The sequence below is a fragment of the Microbacterium sp. FG3 genome (assembly GCF_057809335.1).
In genome coordinates this window covers 1-12,937 of sequence record NZ_JBMDJT010000004.1, presented here as the reverse complement: position 1 = coordinate 12,937, position 12,937 = coordinate 1, and the positions used below count along the sequence as shown (strand labels likewise).

Below are 12,937 nucleotides of genomic sequence, written 5' to 3'. Positions count from 1 at the left end.
GCGGGACCCCGAACGCCCGGCGATCCGGATCAGGCCCGGAACGTCGCGCGCAGCCGCGCCTTCTCCGCGGCGACGTCGAAGGTCGCGGCGGGCCAGCGCGGGTCGATGTCCTCGAGGGTCTCGAGCAGCAGCTCCTGCACCGCCAGGCGCGCGTACCACTTGCGATCGGCGGGCACGACGTACCAGGGCGCCTCGTCGGTCGACGTGCGCGCGATCGCGGTCTCGTAGGCCTCCTGGTAGCGCGGCCAGAGCACGCGCTCGTCGACGTCGCCGGGGCTGTACTTCCAGTGCTTGTCGCGGCGCTCGAGCCGCTTCATGAGCCGCTCGCCCTGCTCCTCGTACGACAGGTGCAGCATCACCTTGACCACGCGCGTGCCCGAGGCCGCGAGCCGGCGCTCGAAGTCGACGATGGCGTCGTAGCGCCGCTCGATCTCGTCGGGCGGCGCGAGCTCGCGCACCCGGCCGATGAGCACGTCCTCGTAGTGCGAGCGGTCGAAGACGCCGATCATGCCCGGCGCCGGCACGCGCCGCTCCACGCGCCACAGGAAGTCGTGCGCGCGCTCCTGCGCGGTGGGCGCCTTGAACGCCGCCAGCTCGATGCCCTGCGGATCCACGCCGCCCATCACGTGGCGCACGATGCCGCCCTTGCCCGCGGAGTCCATCGCCTGCAGCACGAGCAGCACCGCGTCGCGCGAGGTGCCGCCGCGGCTGGCGGCGTACAGCCGCTCCTGGTACTCGCTCAGCTGCTCCAGGCCCGCCGCGAGATCCGCGATCCCGTCGACCTTGTCGCCCTCGTACCCCGGCGTCGAGCGCGGATCGACCGCCGCGAGCGAGAACCCTCCTCCCGCCCGCAGCGCCTCGCGCGCGTCCGTCGTCCACTTCGCCTGGCTCTTCGCGACCATGGGGGCCATCCTGCCGGATCGGCGGGGACGGATCGAGGGCGGGACGGATGGGCGGGCGGATCGGGACGGGCGGATCGGATCGGGCGGCGGACCGGATCGCGGCGGCCGCCGGTCAGCGCTCCAGCGGCACCTCGATGAGGCGCGGCGCCGTCAGGGGCGCGAGCAGCGCCTGATCGAGCGCGGCGCGCGTCGTGACGCGCGTGTGCTCCCAGCCGTACGCGGCGGCGAGCGCGGCGAGGTCGGCGTCGTGCGGCGTGTACTGCACGCGCGTCATCGCCTCGGCGCCGGCTGCGCGGGCCACCTCGAGGCCGTCGAAGATCGTGCCGCCGCCGTCGTTGCCGACGATCACCTGGAGGCGCGGGCTCTCCTCGCCCGGGGCCCGCAGCAGCGCGCCGGCGTCGTGCAGCAGCGCGAGGTCGCCCAGCAGCACGCGGGTCACGCCCGTCGCGCCCGCGTCCTGCGCCGCCAGCGCGACGCCGATGCCCGTCGCGACCGTGCCGTCGATCCCCGCCAGCCCGCGGTTCGCGTGCACGCGGATCCGCTTGCCTGGCAGGATCTCGTCGGCCACGCGCACGAGGCGCGACGATCCGAACACGAGCCGGTCGTGCGGCCACGTCGCGGCCCACACGGCGTCGACGAGCAGCGCGCGGTCGAGGGGCCGGCGCACGGCGCGCAGCTCGGCGTCCACGGCGCTCAGGCGCTCGCGCGGATCGGTGGAGCGCAGCCCCTCCAGATCCGGCGCCTCGGCGGAGAGGTCGACGCGGTGGTCGCGCGCGTGCCGCATCCACCCGCCGAGCCACGCGCGGTCGGTCTCGCCAGGCCCGACCTCGAGCCGCCCCGCCTCGACCGTGCGCCCGTTGAGGTCGAGCGCCTCGCCGCCCGAGCGCGCGGCGATCACCTCCACGTCCTCGCGGCTCAGCAGCGCCGCCGTCTCGCGCGCGAGGGTGGGGTGGCCCAGCACCGCCACGCGCTCGATCGCGCTGCCGAGCGCCGCATTGCGCAGCGCCTCGCGATAGCCGTGCACGAGGTGGCGGCCGAAGCGCGCGCCGCTGACGACCTCCGCGATGAGCGGCCAGCCGCCCCGGTGCGCGAGCTCCTCGGCCTCCGGCCCCGCGTCGGCACCGGCCACCACCACGGTGCGAGGGCCGCGCGGCAGCGTGAGGGTGTCGTGGATCACGCGGGGCCGGCCCGGCAGCGGCGCCTCCTCGGCGCCCACCGCGGGATCCGTCACCCGGTCCGCGCGCGACGATCCGGGATCCGTGAACCAGGCCGGCAGCTCCCCCGCGAGGGGCTCACGGAACGGCAGGTTCAGGTGCGCCGGGCCCGGGATGTGGCGCCCGGGTCGCGGCGCGCGGCGCGCCCGGTGCGCGGCCGAAGACGGATACTCGACGTGCCCCGCGGCGGCGTCGAGAGCGGCGTGCGCGATCCGGCGGAACCTCGCCTCCTCGCCGGCATCGCCCCGCGGCACGGGCACGTCCGTCGACAGCCCCACCGCCGACCCGAAGATGCCCGGCTGCGTCGTCGTCTGGTTCGCGCCGATGCCGCGCAGCTCGGGCGGACGGTCGGCCGTGAGCAGCAGCAGCGGCACGCCGGAGTGGTGCGCCTCGAGCGCGGCGGGCAGCAGGTTGGCCACGGCGGTGCCCGAGGTGCAGATCACGGCGGCGGGCATGCCCGTCTCGCGTCCGATGCCGAGCGCGAGGAAGCCCGCGACGCGCTCGTCGATGCGCACGTGCAGGCGGATGCGCCCCTGCCGCTCCAGCTCGGCGGCGGCCAGCGCGAGGGCCTGCGAGCGCGAGCCGGGGCTGACGACCACGTGCCGCAGCCCGCGCCGGACGAGCTCGTCCAGCAGGGCGCAGGCCGCGTCGGTCGCGGCGGAGCGCGACGCGTCGCCGCTCATGCCGCCGCGCCGCTCATCCGATGGCGCCGCGGCTGCCGCCGACGCCGTCGTCGCCCGGCGTGTCGTCGGGCCCCGCCTGCTTCGGCTCGTCGCCCGCGCCGTCCTCGGCATCGTCCTCGTCGTCGAGCTTGGCGAGCTCCTCCTCGAGGCGGCGGATGCGCTCGTCCTGGTCGGCGGCGGATCCGAGGCTGCCGAGGAAGGCGGGATCGTCATCCGGGGCGACGGGTCCGCGGGCGCGGCGCGCGTCGAGACCCCGGCCGCGGCCGATGAGGAACCACAGCAGGCCGCCGACGACGGGCACGCACGTGATGACGATCCACCACCCCTTCGACACGCCGCGGTGCCGGGTCGCCGGCTGCACGGCGCAGTCGATCACGCTGAAGACGGTGAAGACGACCGCCGCGACCACGAGGATGACGATGAGGCGGGCCATTCATCCAGCCTAATCGGCCCGCACCGGGGGAATGCCGGGAAGCGAACGCTCAGCGAGCCGCACGTAGGCTGACCCCGTGAGATTCGTCCTCTACGCCGTGCTGCGCCTGGCCTTCTTCCTCGTGCCGTTCGGCCTGATGATGCTGCTGCCGGTGTTCCAGGACCTGTGGTGGCTGGCGGCGATCTTCGCGGCGATCATCGGCCTGAGCCTGTCGATCCTGCTGTTGCGGAAGCCGCTCGCCGATGTCTCGACGGGCATCTACGAGGCCCGCGCCGCGAAGGGCGCCCCGAGCGCGCGCGCCGAGGAGGACACCCTCGAGGACGCCGCGAACGAGGCCGCGATCCGCGACCAGCGCGAGGACTGATCCGCGAGACAGCATCTGCACGCCGAGACAGTGGCGTGCGCACGCCGTCTCGGCGCAGGGATGCTGTCTCGCGGGTTCCGGGCGGTCAGCCGACGAGCGCCCAGCAGAGGAAGACCGCGTAGACGAGCGTGCCGAACGACGTCAGGCCCAGCGCCGTGACGAGCTCGCGCGGCGTGCGGTAGGTCCAGACGATGAGGATCGCGGGGCCCAGCATGAGCACGACGAAGAACGTCAGCCACGCGATCGGGTAGAACAGCGCGAGCCACGCCGCGATGCCGAGCGCGAGCAGCACGAGCACCGTGTACAGGATCTGCGTGGCGCGGCGGCCGATCAGCACCGTGAGGGTGCGCTTGCCGGCGGCGCGGTCCTGATCGATGTCGCGCAGGTTGTTGGCCAGCAGCACGGCGCACGCGAGGAACCCGACGGCGACGGCGCCCGCCCACGCCTCCTGCGGCAGGCGCAGCGCCTGCACCCACGTGGTGCCGAGCGTCGCGACGAGCCCGAAGAACACGAAGACGAACACCTCGCCGAGCGCGTTGTAGCCGTAGGGGCGCTTGCCGCCCGTGTAGAACCACGCCGCGACGATGCAGGCGGCACCGACGGCGATCAGCCACCACTGCTGCGTGCGGATGACGATCGCCAGGCCCGCGAGCGCGGCGATCGCGAAGAAGACGAGCGCCACGGTGAGCACCGTGCGCGGTTTCACCCGGCGGCTCGCGGTGAGCCGGGTGGGACCGACCCGGTGGTCGTCGGTGCCGCGCACGCCGTCGCTGTAGTCGTTGGCGAAGTTCACGCCGATCTGCAGGGCCACCGCCACGACGAGGCACGCGAGCGCGATGACCCAGTGGAAGAGGTGCTCGGGATCGGCGAGGATCGCCGCGCCCGTGCCGACGACGACGGGCGCGATGCCGAGCGGCAGCGTGCGCAGCCGGGCCGCGCCGATCCAGTCGCCGAGCGTGACGGGCTTGGGCGGCGGCGCGACGACGCTCCCCCGCTTCGCCGGGTTGCCGCTGACACCTCTCGCGCTCTTGCTCTTCGCCACGAGGGGAGATTCTACGGCGCGCGAGCCGCGCTCCCTTGCACGAGACGACGCGCGCGTGACGGTGTCAGCCCTGCGACGCGCGCGCCACGGCCCGGGTGATCGCGCGGCGATCGGGCTTGCCGCTGTCCAGCCGCGGGATCTCGCGGAGGGCGACGATCCGGTCCGGGCGGGCGGGCGCGCCGAGCTCGCGCTCCGCGGCCGCGCGCGCCTGCGCGAGCAGCTCCGGCGCGCCGTCCCCCTCGAGCACGAGCACGGGCGTCTCGCCCCAGCGCTCGTGCGGGCCGCCGACCACGACGGCGCCCTCCAGGCCCGGCACCGCGTGGACGACGCGCTCGACGCGGTCGAGCGAGACGTTCACGCCGCCCGAGACGATGACGTTGTCGATCCGGCCGGTCACCCGGACGACGCCGTCCTCGACGGATCCCGCGTCGCCCGTGCGGTACCAGCGCGTGCCGTCGCCGTCCGACGCGAACGCCGCGGCGGTCCGCTCGGGATCGCCGGCATACCCGTCGGCGAGGGTTGGTCCCGCGATCCGCAGCTCGCCGTCGACCACCGCGACGCGCACGCCGTCGAGAGGCACGCCGTCGTAGACGCATCCGCCGCTCGTCTCGGTCGAGCCGTACGTGCGCACGATCCGCGCCCCGCGCTCCGCAGCGCGCTCGCGCAGCGCCGGCGGCAGGGCCTGGCCGCCCACGAGGATCGTCTCGAACGAGCGCAGCGCCCGCAGCACATCCGGATCGTCCGCGGCGTCGACGAGGGTCTGCAGCTGCGCGGGCACGAGCGAGGTGTAGGTCGGCACCGCCGCGCCGCGCTCCGTCGAGTGCATGCCGGAGGCGGCATGGGCGAACGCCCGCGCCGAGAAGCGCCCGGCCAGGATCGCCGGGTCGCGCCCCGCGACGAGCGCGCGCACCATCACCTGCACGCCGGCGATGTAGCCGCCGCTGAGCGGCAGCAGCCAGTGGCCCTCGCCGATCCGCGCGGCCGTGGCGAGGGCGGACGAGGTGAGCGCGGACCGCGACAGCGCGACGGACTTCGGCACCCCGGTCGATCCGGACGTCGTGAGGACCACCGCCGTTCCGGCGGGCACCTCCTGCGGCAGCCCGGCGGCCGGCCCGAGCGCGATCGCGGGCCCGGCGCCCAGCACGGCACCGCGCAGCGCCCGCAGCACATCGCGCGGGTCGTCGGTGTCCAGCCGCTCGAGCTTCATGCCGCGTCCGGCATCAGTAGTGGTAGGGGAAGGCCGACCAGTCGGGGTCGCGCTTCTCGAGGAAGGCGTCGCGGCCCTCGACGGCCTCGTCGGTGCCGTAGGCGAGGCGCGTCGTCTCGCCGGCGAACAGCTGCAGCCCGACCATCCCGTCGTCGGCGGCGTTGAAGGCGTACTTCAGCATGCGGATCGCAGTGGGCGACTTGCCGAGGATCGTGCGCGCCATGGCGATCGCCTCGCGCTCGAGCTCGGCGTGCGGGACGACGCGGTTGACGGCGCCCATCTCGTAGGCGCGCTGCGCCGAGTACTCCTCGGCCAGGAAGAACACCTCGCGGGCGAGCTTCTGGCCGATCTGCTTCGCGTAGTACGCTGATCCGTACCCGGCGTCGAACGATCCGACGTCCGCGTCGGTCTGCTTGAACCGGCCGTGCTCGGCCGAGGCGATCGTGAGGTCGCACACGGCGTGCAGCGAGTGCCCGCCCCCGGCGGCCCAGCCCGGCACGACGCAGATGACGACCTTGGGCATGAACCGGATGAGCCGCTGCACCTCGAGGATGTGCAGGCGACCGGCGCGGGCCGGATCGGTCACGGCCGTGTCGTCGTCGGAGTACTTGTAGCCGTCGCGCCCGCGGATGCGCTGGTCGCCGCCCGAGCAGAACGCCCAGCCGCCGTCCTTCGGGCTGGGGCCGTTGCCCGTGAGCAGCACGACGCCGATCCGCGGGTCGGTGCGGGCGGTCTCGAGCGCCCGGTACAGCTCGTCGACGGTGCCCGGCCGGAAGGCGTTGCGCACCTCGGGCCGGTCGAACGCGATGCGGGCGATCCGGCCGTCCTTCGACACGTGCGCCGTGATGTCGCGGTAGGCGTCGGCACCGGGGGCCGCGTCCCACGCGTCCGGATCGAACAGCTCGGAGACGAAGGTGTCGGTCACGGTCCCAGCCTACGCCGGGGCGCCCTCGCGGCACTCGGGCGGGTCGCGGGGGTCGCTTCATCTCCGGCCGCTCCGCGGCCTGGCGTTCAGCAACCGATCGGGTCGACCCCATCGGTTGCTGAACGGTGCGGCCGCAGGCCGCGGCGATGAAGCGACCAGCGCAACGCCCGGGTCAGCGGGCGGGCAGCTCCGCGTCGACCACGTCGTCGCCGAACGCGAGCTCGAGCGCGACCGGGAACTCCGTGACGGCCGGCGGCAGCGTGAAGGCGTGCGTCGTCGGCGAGAAGTCGGCCGTGCAGATCGCGTCCGCCGGCGGCATCTCGAAGTCGATACGCGCCGACGCGTCGCCGGTCGCCTCGATCGCCGTGGCCTCCGGGTAGCAGCTGCCCGATCCGATCGTGATGACGCCGAACTGCTCGTCATCGATCCAGCCCACCAGCGGGCCCGCGCTCTGCCCGTCGGGCATCGGCCCGGTCCAGCCGCTCGGCACGTCGCGCGGCAGCACCTCGCCGACCTCGCCCGTGCGGTCGGCGCCCGCGCCGGCGCCCTCGCCCTGCGGCGTCGCGCACCCCGCGAGGGCGAGCACTCCGACAACGAGGGCCGCCGCGGCGAGCGCGCGCATCAGTTCTTGCCGTCCCGCCAGTCGAGCCAGCGCTGCACGCGGTCGACGTCGATGTCGTCGCCCGCGATGCCGAGCGTGAACAGGCGCGCGCCGGCGGTGTACAGCGCGTCGGCGTGCGCCTCGTCGCGGTGCCCGAGCTCGCTGGAGACGACGATGCGCGAGACGTCGCGTCCCTCCTTCTCGCCCCAGCTCTGCAGCACGTCGAGCTTGTGCGGCAGCTCCTCGGGGCCCACGAAGCTGTGCCAGATGTCGGCGTGGCGCGCCACGAGCCGCAGGGTCTTCTGCTCGCCCTTGCCGCCGATCAGCACGGGGATCCTGCGGGTCGGCGCGGGGTTCAGCTTGGCCCACCGCGCCTCGATGCGCGGCAGCGCGGCGGCGAGGTCGTCGAGGCGCGAGCCCACCGTGCCGAACTCATAGCCGTACTCGTCGTAGTCGCGCTGGAACCAGCCCGATCCCGTGCCGAAGATGAACCGGCCCACGCCGTCCTTCGCCGAGATGTGGTCGATCGTGCGGGCCATGTCGGCCTGCAGGTCGGGGTTGCGGTACGAGTTGCAGTTCACGAGGGCGCCGAACTCCACGCGCTCGGTCAGCTCGGCCCAGGCGGCCAGCTCGGTCCACGACTCGAAGTGCGTGCCGTCCGGGTCGCCGGAGAGCGGGAAGAAGTGATCCCAGTTGAAGAGGATGTCCACGCCCATGTCCTCGAAGCGGCGCACGGCGTCGCGGATCGTCGCGTACGAGAGCTGGTGCTGGGGCGCGAGCTGCACGCCGAGGCGCACGGGGGTGTCGAGAAGAGGCATGGGATCAGGGTAGGCCCACCGCGCACCGGGACGGAGAACGGCGCCTCCGGAGGACGGATCGGATGATCCCGTCCTCCGGAGGCGCCGATGTCCTCCGCTGCGCCGGGCCGACGCTGCGCCGGCCGGGTCAGCGCAGCGAGCGGGTGCGGCGGAACGAGTCCCACGCCGACCAGAGGCCGAGCAGCGCGATCCCGACGCCGAGGGCGGCCTGGATCACCTGCACCGTGCCCGGCTCGGCGGAGCGGAACACGAGCGCGAACCATTCGGGGTTCAGCAGCCGGCCGGTCACCGCGAGCGCCACGGCGGCGGCCGTCACACCGAGCGCGAGGACCGCGGCGGCGATGCCCATCCAGGTCGCCCACTCCCCCCGGCGGTAGGCCAGGAGCGTGAGCACCGCGGTCGCCAGGGTGGTCGCCAGCACGATGCCGAAGCCCCACGGCCACAGCCCGGGGTCGAGGAACGGCAGCGGCTCGCCGCCGGTCTCGCGCAGGATGACGAAGCCGATGAGCTGGTCCCAGGCGATGACGACCGCGAACACCGCGACGGCGACGAACGCGAGCACCACCTCGCTGAACTTGGTGCGCCGCTCCGACGTGAGCGGCAGGCGGTCGGGCGTCCACGCGCCGAGGCTGCGCCCCGGCTCGCCGAACCGCTCGACGAGCGCGAACGCCAGCGTGACCCAGAAGCACACGTGCAGGCCGGCGGTGAGAGCGGTCACGATCGCCCCCGCGATCAGGTCGCCCACGTCCTCCCCGCGCAGCAGCGGCCCGATCGTCCCCGCGAAGGCGGCGACCGGCATGACCGTCCACAGCAGCAGCACGAGCAGGCGCTTCCAGTCGGAGTAGTACCGCGGTCCGATGAGCTGCAGCGATCGGCCGGCGTAGCCCGCGGCGAGCGTGGCGGGATCGCCGAGCTCGACGAGCACCTCGCGCTCGGCGTCGGCCGGCGCCTGCCCCGCCTCGATGCGGTCGTCGATCTGGTCCTGGATCGACGCCCGCAGCTCGGCCGCGTAGTCGTCGCGCTGGTCGGGGGGCAGCGACCGCGTCGCGGCCTCGACGTAGCGGTTGGTGTAGTCGTCCTTGGTGATGGCGTCCATCCCCATCCCTCCCTCGGTCAGTCTCTCGGTCAGTCGGCGAGCGTGTCGAAGGCCTGTGCCAGCTCACGCCAGTCGGTCGTCAGTGCGTCGGCGAGGCGGTCGCCCGCCTCGGAGGTGCGGTAGAACTTGCGCGGCCGGGCCTCGTCGGTGTTCCACTCGCTCGTGAGGTAGCCCTGCTTCTCCAGGCGGCGCAGCAGCGGGTACAGCGTGTTCGCGTCGGTGTCGAAGCCGCGCGCGGCGAGGTCCTCGAGCAGGCCGTACCCGTAACCGGGCTCGCGCAGCAGGCGCAGGCAGGCCAGCACGACGGTGCCGCGCCGCAGCTCCTGTCGATGTGTCTCGAATCCCTCATCCATGTCCGCAACATTACTGTGCGTCACACACTATTGCAACACCCACGCATGATGTACTCGCGCCCGGGGATCCCCTCTCCGCGGCCAGACCCCCGCCCCGCTGCACAACGAAGGAAGATGACGGCCCGGCCGGCGCGACACGCCGGTACGCGCGGACGGGCGCCGCCGCTCTTCCTTCGTTGTGCATGGCGAGGGGCAGGATGGGGGCATGGATCTGCCGGAGCTGGACGAGGTGCTCGCGCACACGCGGGTGGTGTCGCTGCCGATGGCCACGCGCTTCCGAGGGGTGGATCACCGGGAGGCCGCGCTGCTCGAGGGGCCGGAGGGATGGGGCGAGTTCTCGCCGTTCCTGGAGTACGACGACGCCGAGGCCGCCGCCTGGCTCGCGGCCGCGCTGGACTTCGCCTGGCTCCCCCAGCCCGCACCGCGGCGCGGCGCGATCCCGGTCAACGCCACCGTGCCGGCCATCGCCGCCGAGCGGGTGCCCGAGATCCTGGCCCGCTTCGACGGCTGCCGCACCGCCAAGGTCAAGGTCGCCGAGCGCGGCCAGACCCTCGCCGACGACATCGCGCGCGTGCGCGCCGTCCGCGCGGCGATGGGACCGGAGGGGCGGGTGCGCGTCGACGCGAACGGCGGCTGGAACGTGGACGAGGCCGAGCACGCCGCGCACGCCCTGGCGGAGTTCGACCTGGAGTACATCGAGCAGCCGTGCGCCACGGTCGAGGAGCTCGCGGAGATCCGTCAGCGGCTGCGTGACTGGGACATTCCGATCGCGGCCGACGAGTCGGTGCGCAAGGCGGACGATCCGCTCGCCGTGGCGCGCGCCGGCGCCGCCGACATCCTCGTCGTGAAGGCGCAGCCGCTCGGCGGTGTGCGCCGGGCGCTCGAGATCGTGGCGGCCGCGGGGCTGCCGGCCGTCGTGTCTTCGGCGCTCGACACGAGCGTGGGGCTCGCGCAGGGAGCCGCCCTCGCCGCGGCGCTGCCCGAGCTGGAGTTCGACTGCGGCCTCGGCACCGCCGCGCTGCTCGCGGCCGACGTCGCCGAGCCGCGACTGGCGCCGGAAGGGGGCGCGATCCCCGCGGCGCGCGTCGCGCCCGACGCCGGCCTGCTCGCCGCGCACGCCGCGGCGCCGGACCGCGAGGCCTGGTGGCGCGAGCGCATCACCCGCTGCCACGCGCTCCTCACTGGCGGATAGGTCGATCCGCAGGAGTTGCTGAGGTCGCTTCAGCTCGGTCCCTGAGCCTGCCGAAGGGTCAGCAACCGAGGGGTGCACCCGAATCGGTTGCTGAACGGAGCGCCGCAGGCGCGGAGATGAAGCGACCACCGCAACCCCGCGGGCTCGCCCGATCCCGATCGTCACCCGGGCTTCACCGGGTGTTCGCCCGCCGCTTCACGGGGCGTCGCCCGCGCTGGGGAGCCTGGGCCCATGCGGTTCACGCGGCGCGGGATCCTGCTGGCGGCGGGCGTGGGCGGCCTGGCCGGGCTCACCGGCATGGCCGTCGGCGCGGCGAGCGCCACCCCCGCGGGCGCCCCGCGTCCGCAGCCGCTCACCGCGGGCCCCGCCCTGTCGACGCGCGGCACGACCCTCGAGTCGGTGAGCGCTCCCGAGCACGCCGATCCGCACCGCTACGCCCGGCTCGTCGCGGCCGGCGGCTGGCCGACGGTCGTGCGCGAGGAGCTGGCCGCGGGCAGCCCGGATCGCGACGACCGCCGCGAAGGCGTCGTGTCGTTCGTGCAGGTGACCGATCTGCACCTCATCGACGCCGAGTCCCCCGCGCGGATCGAGGACATCCACGACCTCATCCCCTCGATGCACCGCCCGCAGGAGGCGCTGGGCCTCGCCGGATCGGCCGCGCTGGTGCGCCGCATCAACGCGCTGCGGCGCGGACCCTACACGGGCGGCGATCTCGCGTTCGTCGTGACGACGGGCGACAACACCGACAACCACGAGCTCGCCGAGCTCGAGTGGTTCCTCACGGCACTCTCGGGCGGCACGGCCGCGCAGCGCACGGGCGATCCGGATCGGTACGAGGGCGTGCAGGACGGCGGCGACCCGTTCTACTGGCACCCCGACCGCGCGCTGGATCGCTCGGCGTGGACCGCGAAGGGCTTCCCCGAGATCCCCGGTCTGCTCACCGCCGCCGGCGCGCCCCTGACCTCGCCCGGCCTCAGCCTGCCCTGGTACTGCACGTTCGGCAACCACGACGACTCCGTGCAGGGATCGCTGGCCGACGCCCCCGCCATGGCCGAGTACTACACGGCGGCGACGAAGGTGACCGGCAGGGATCGGGCGGCACGGCAGCGGATCGCCGACTCGTTCCGCGATCCCCGCGGCGTGACGGCGCGCGAGCTGTTCGGCACCGGCACGCTGCGCGAGATCACCCCCGACGAGCGGCGCCGCCCGTTCACGCCCGCGGAGTTCGTGGCGGCCCACTTCGATCCGCGCTACGAGGGCGCCGGCCCGATCGGGCACGGATTCACGGATGCGAACCGCGACGGCCGCGACCTCTTCTACACGTTCCCGATCGCCGAGGGCGTCACGGGCATCTCGCTCGACACGACGACGATGGGCGGCCGGGGCCGCGGCTCGCTCGGCGCGCACCAGTTCGCCTGGCTCGAGCGCACGCTGCGCGCCGGATCGTCCCGGTACTGGACGCCGCTGGGCGGCGAGGAGCGCCAGGCCACGAGCGATGAGCTGTTCGTCGTGTTCAGCCACCACCCCTCGCACGCCATGGACAACCCGACGCCCGACCCGCGCCGCCCGGACGAGCCGCGCCTGCTCGGGCCGCAGGTGCTCGACCTGCTGCACCGCTACCCCAACGTCATCGCCTGGATCAACGGGCACAGCCACCGCAACGCGATCACGCCGCACCCGGGCCCGTCGCCCGAGCGCGGGTTCTGGGAGATCAACACGGCCTCCCACGTCGACGCGCCGCAGCTGGCCCGGGTGATCGAGCTCGCCGACAACCGCGACGGCACGCTGTCGCTGTTCACGACGCTCATCGAGTCGGATGCGCCGGCCCGCGTGGAGTACGACGACTTCACGCCCGCGGGGCTCGCCTCGATCTACCGCGAGCTGGCGTTCAACGACCTCAACGCCCGCGCCACCGCGATCGGCGAGCCGCACGACCGCAACGCCGAACTCCTCCTGGTGGATCCGCGCCGCTGAGCTTGCGCAGGTCGCTTCATCTCCGCGGCCTCCGGCCGCTCCGTTCAGCAACCGATGAGTGTCACCGATTCGCACACCCCTCCATAGCAGCCGATCACTGTGCGAGCGCGAAGCGCGAGCGTGGGGCCGCCCC

The 12,937-nt window shown here is 74.1% G+C and carries 13 protein-coding genes; 3 read left to right on the top strand and 10 right to left on the bottom strand.

Translation table 11 applies throughout. The annotated features are described in order from the left end of the window. Positions 1 to 29: 29 nt before the first annotated feature. The 3 genes from ACODR5_RS02225 to ACODR5_RS02215 form a co-directional block, all read right to left on the bottom strand. The gene (locus ACODR5_RS02225) at positions 30 to 902 is read right to left on the bottom strand and encodes a polyphosphate kinase 2 family protein (RefSeq protein WP_488982589.1); all 873 of its coding nucleotides are present in this window, start codon (positions 900 to 902) and stop codon (positions 30 to 32) included. 112 nt (positions 903 to 1,014) lie between these two features. Continuing rightward, a complete protein-coding gene (gene menD / locus ACODR5_RS02220; RefSeq protein WP_488982588.1) occupies positions 1,015 to 2,799 on the bottom strand; it encodes a 2-succinyl-5-enolpyruvyl-6-hydroxy-3-cyclohexene-1-carboxylic-acid synthase in 1,785 nt (594 codons plus the stop codon). Positions 2,800 to 2,812: 13 nt separating this feature from the next. After that, positions 2,813 to 3,232, bottom strand: coding sequence for a PLD nuclease N-terminal domain-containing protein (locus ACODR5_RS02215; protein WP_460816281.1), 420 nt, complete (start codon positions 3,230 to 3,232; stop codon positions 2,813 to 2,815). A gap of 76 nt (positions 3,233 to 3,308) precedes the next feature. Between ACODR5_RS02215 and ACODR5_RS02210 the strand changes: the two genes are divergently transcribed. Further along, on the top strand, positions 3,309 to 3,596 hold the full coding sequence (locus ACODR5_RS02210; protein ID WP_488982587.1) for a DUF4229 domain-containing protein: 288 nt from the start codon (positions 3,309 to 3,311) through the stop codon (positions 3,594 to 3,596). Between the two features lie 85 nt (positions 3,597 to 3,681). Here the strand turns inward: ACODR5_RS02210 and ACODR5_RS02205 are convergent, their stop codons facing one another. The 7 genes from ACODR5_RS02205 to ACODR5_RS02175 all read right to left on the bottom strand — a co-directional run bounded on the left by ACODR5_RS02205 (position 3,682) and on the right by ACODR5_RS02175 (position 9,638). Further along, positions 3,682 to 4,638 (bottom strand): 1,4-dihydroxy-2-naphthoate polyprenyltransferase, encoded by a 957-nt coding sequence (locus ACODR5_RS02205; protein WP_488982586.1) that lies wholly within the window; start codon positions 4,636 to 4,638, stop codon positions 3,682 to 3,684. Between the two features lie 64 nt (positions 4,639 to 4,702). Beyond that, the gene (locus ACODR5_RS02200) at positions 4,703 to 5,845 is read right to left on the bottom strand and encodes an AMP-binding protein (protein ID WP_449854073.1); all 1,143 of its coding nucleotides are present in this window, start codon (positions 5,843 to 5,845) and stop codon (positions 4,703 to 4,705) included. 13 nt (positions 5,846 to 5,858) lie between these two features. Further along, the gene (locus tag ACODR5_RS02195; RefSeq protein ID WP_449854072.1) at positions 5,859 to 6,770 is read right to left on the bottom strand and encodes a 1,4-dihydroxy-2-naphthoyl-CoA synthase; all 912 of its coding nucleotides are present in this window, start codon (positions 6,768 to 6,770) and stop codon (positions 5,859 to 5,861) included. Positions 6,771 to 6,942: 172 nt separating this feature from the next. Further along, entirely contained in the window at positions 6,943 to 7,392 is a 450-nt protein-coding gene (locus ACODR5_RS02190) for a hypothetical protein (protein WP_488982585.1), read from the bottom strand. Next, positions 7,392 to 8,189, bottom strand: coding sequence for an LLM class F420-dependent oxidoreductase (locus tag ACODR5_RS02185; RefSeq protein WP_488982584.1), 798 nt, complete (start codon positions 8,187 to 8,189; stop codon positions 7,392 to 7,394). The genes ACODR5_RS02190 and ACODR5_RS02185 overlap by 1 nt, the downstream gene beginning before the upstream one ends. Before the next feature lie 127 nt (positions 8,190 to 8,316). Continuing rightward, the gene (locus ACODR5_RS02180) at positions 8,317 to 9,285 is read right to left on the bottom strand and encodes a permease prefix domain 1-containing protein (protein WP_488982583.1); all 969 of its coding nucleotides are present in this window, start codon (positions 9,283 to 9,285) and stop codon (positions 8,317 to 8,319) included. A 29-nt stretch (positions 9,286 to 9,314) separates the two neighbouring features. Beyond that, complete coding sequence (locus tag ACODR5_RS02175) at positions 9,315 to 9,638, bottom strand: PadR family transcriptional regulator (RefSeq protein ID WP_449854068.1); 324 nt, start codon at positions 9,636 to 9,638, stop codon at positions 9,315 to 9,317. Between the two features lie 205 nt (positions 9,639 to 9,843). Between ACODR5_RS02175 and ACODR5_RS02170 the strand changes: the two genes are divergently transcribed. Both ACODR5_RS02170 and ACODR5_RS02165 read left to right on the top strand, forming a co-directional pair. Next, positions 9,844 to 10,830 carry an o-succinylbenzoate synthase gene (locus ACODR5_RS02170; RefSeq protein ID WP_488982582.1) on the top strand — a complete coding sequence of 329 codons (987 nt, stop codon included), beginning with the start codon at positions 9,844 to 9,846 and terminating at the stop codon, positions 10,828 to 10,830. Between the two features lie 231 nt (positions 10,831 to 11,061). Continuing rightward, positions 11,062 to 12,804, top strand: coding sequence for a TIGR03767 family metallophosphoesterase (locus tag ACODR5_RS02165; protein ID WP_488982581.1), 1,743 nt, complete (start codon positions 11,062 to 11,064; stop codon positions 12,802 to 12,804). The last annotated feature ends 133 nt before the right edge of the window (positions 12,805 to 12,937 follow it).

What these genes read in the sequence shown, in the direction of transcription:
- ACODR5_RS02175 (WP_449854068.1), bottom strand. Translation starts at nt 9,638, where the DNA reads ATGGATGAGGGATTCGAGACACATCGACAGGAGCTGCGGCGCGGCACC.
- ACODR5_RS02190 (WP_488982585.1), bottom strand. Translation starts at nt 7,392, where the DNA reads ATGCGCGCGCTCGCCGCGGCGGCCCTCGTTGTCGGAGTGCTCGCCCTC.
- ACODR5_RS02165 (WP_488982581.1), top strand. Translation starts at nt 11,062, where the DNA reads ATGCGGTTCACGCGGCGCGGGATCCTGCTGGCGGCGGGCGTGGGCGGC.
- ACODR5_RS02170 (WP_488982582.1), top strand. Translation starts at nt 9,844, where the DNA reads ATGGATCTGCCGGAGCTGGACGAGGTGCTCGCGCACACGCGGGTGGTG.
- menD (WP_488982588.1), bottom strand. Translation starts at nt 2,799, where the DNA reads ATGAGCGGCGACGCGTCGCGCTCCGCCGCGACCGACGCGGCCTGCGCC.
- ACODR5_RS02225 (WP_488982589.1), bottom strand. Translation starts at nt 902, where the DNA reads ATGGTCGCGAAGAGCCAGGCGAAGTGGACGACGGACGCGCGCGAGGCG.
- ACODR5_RS02215 (WP_460816281.1), bottom strand. Translation starts at nt 3,232, where the DNA reads ATGGCCCGCCTCATCGTCATCCTCGTGGTCGCGGCGGTCGTCTTCACC.
- ACODR5_RS02185 (WP_488982584.1), bottom strand. Translation starts at nt 8,189, where the DNA reads ATGCCTCTTCTCGACACCCCCGTGCGCCTCGGCGTGCAGCTCGCGCCC.
- ACODR5_RS02180 (WP_488982583.1), bottom strand. Translation starts at nt 9,285, where the DNA reads ATGGACGCCATCACCAAGGACGACTACACCAACCGCTACGTCGAGGCC.
- ACODR5_RS02200 (WP_449854073.1), bottom strand. Translation starts at nt 5,845, where the DNA reads ATGAAGCTCGAGCGGCTGGACACCGACGACCCGCGCGATGTGCTGCGG.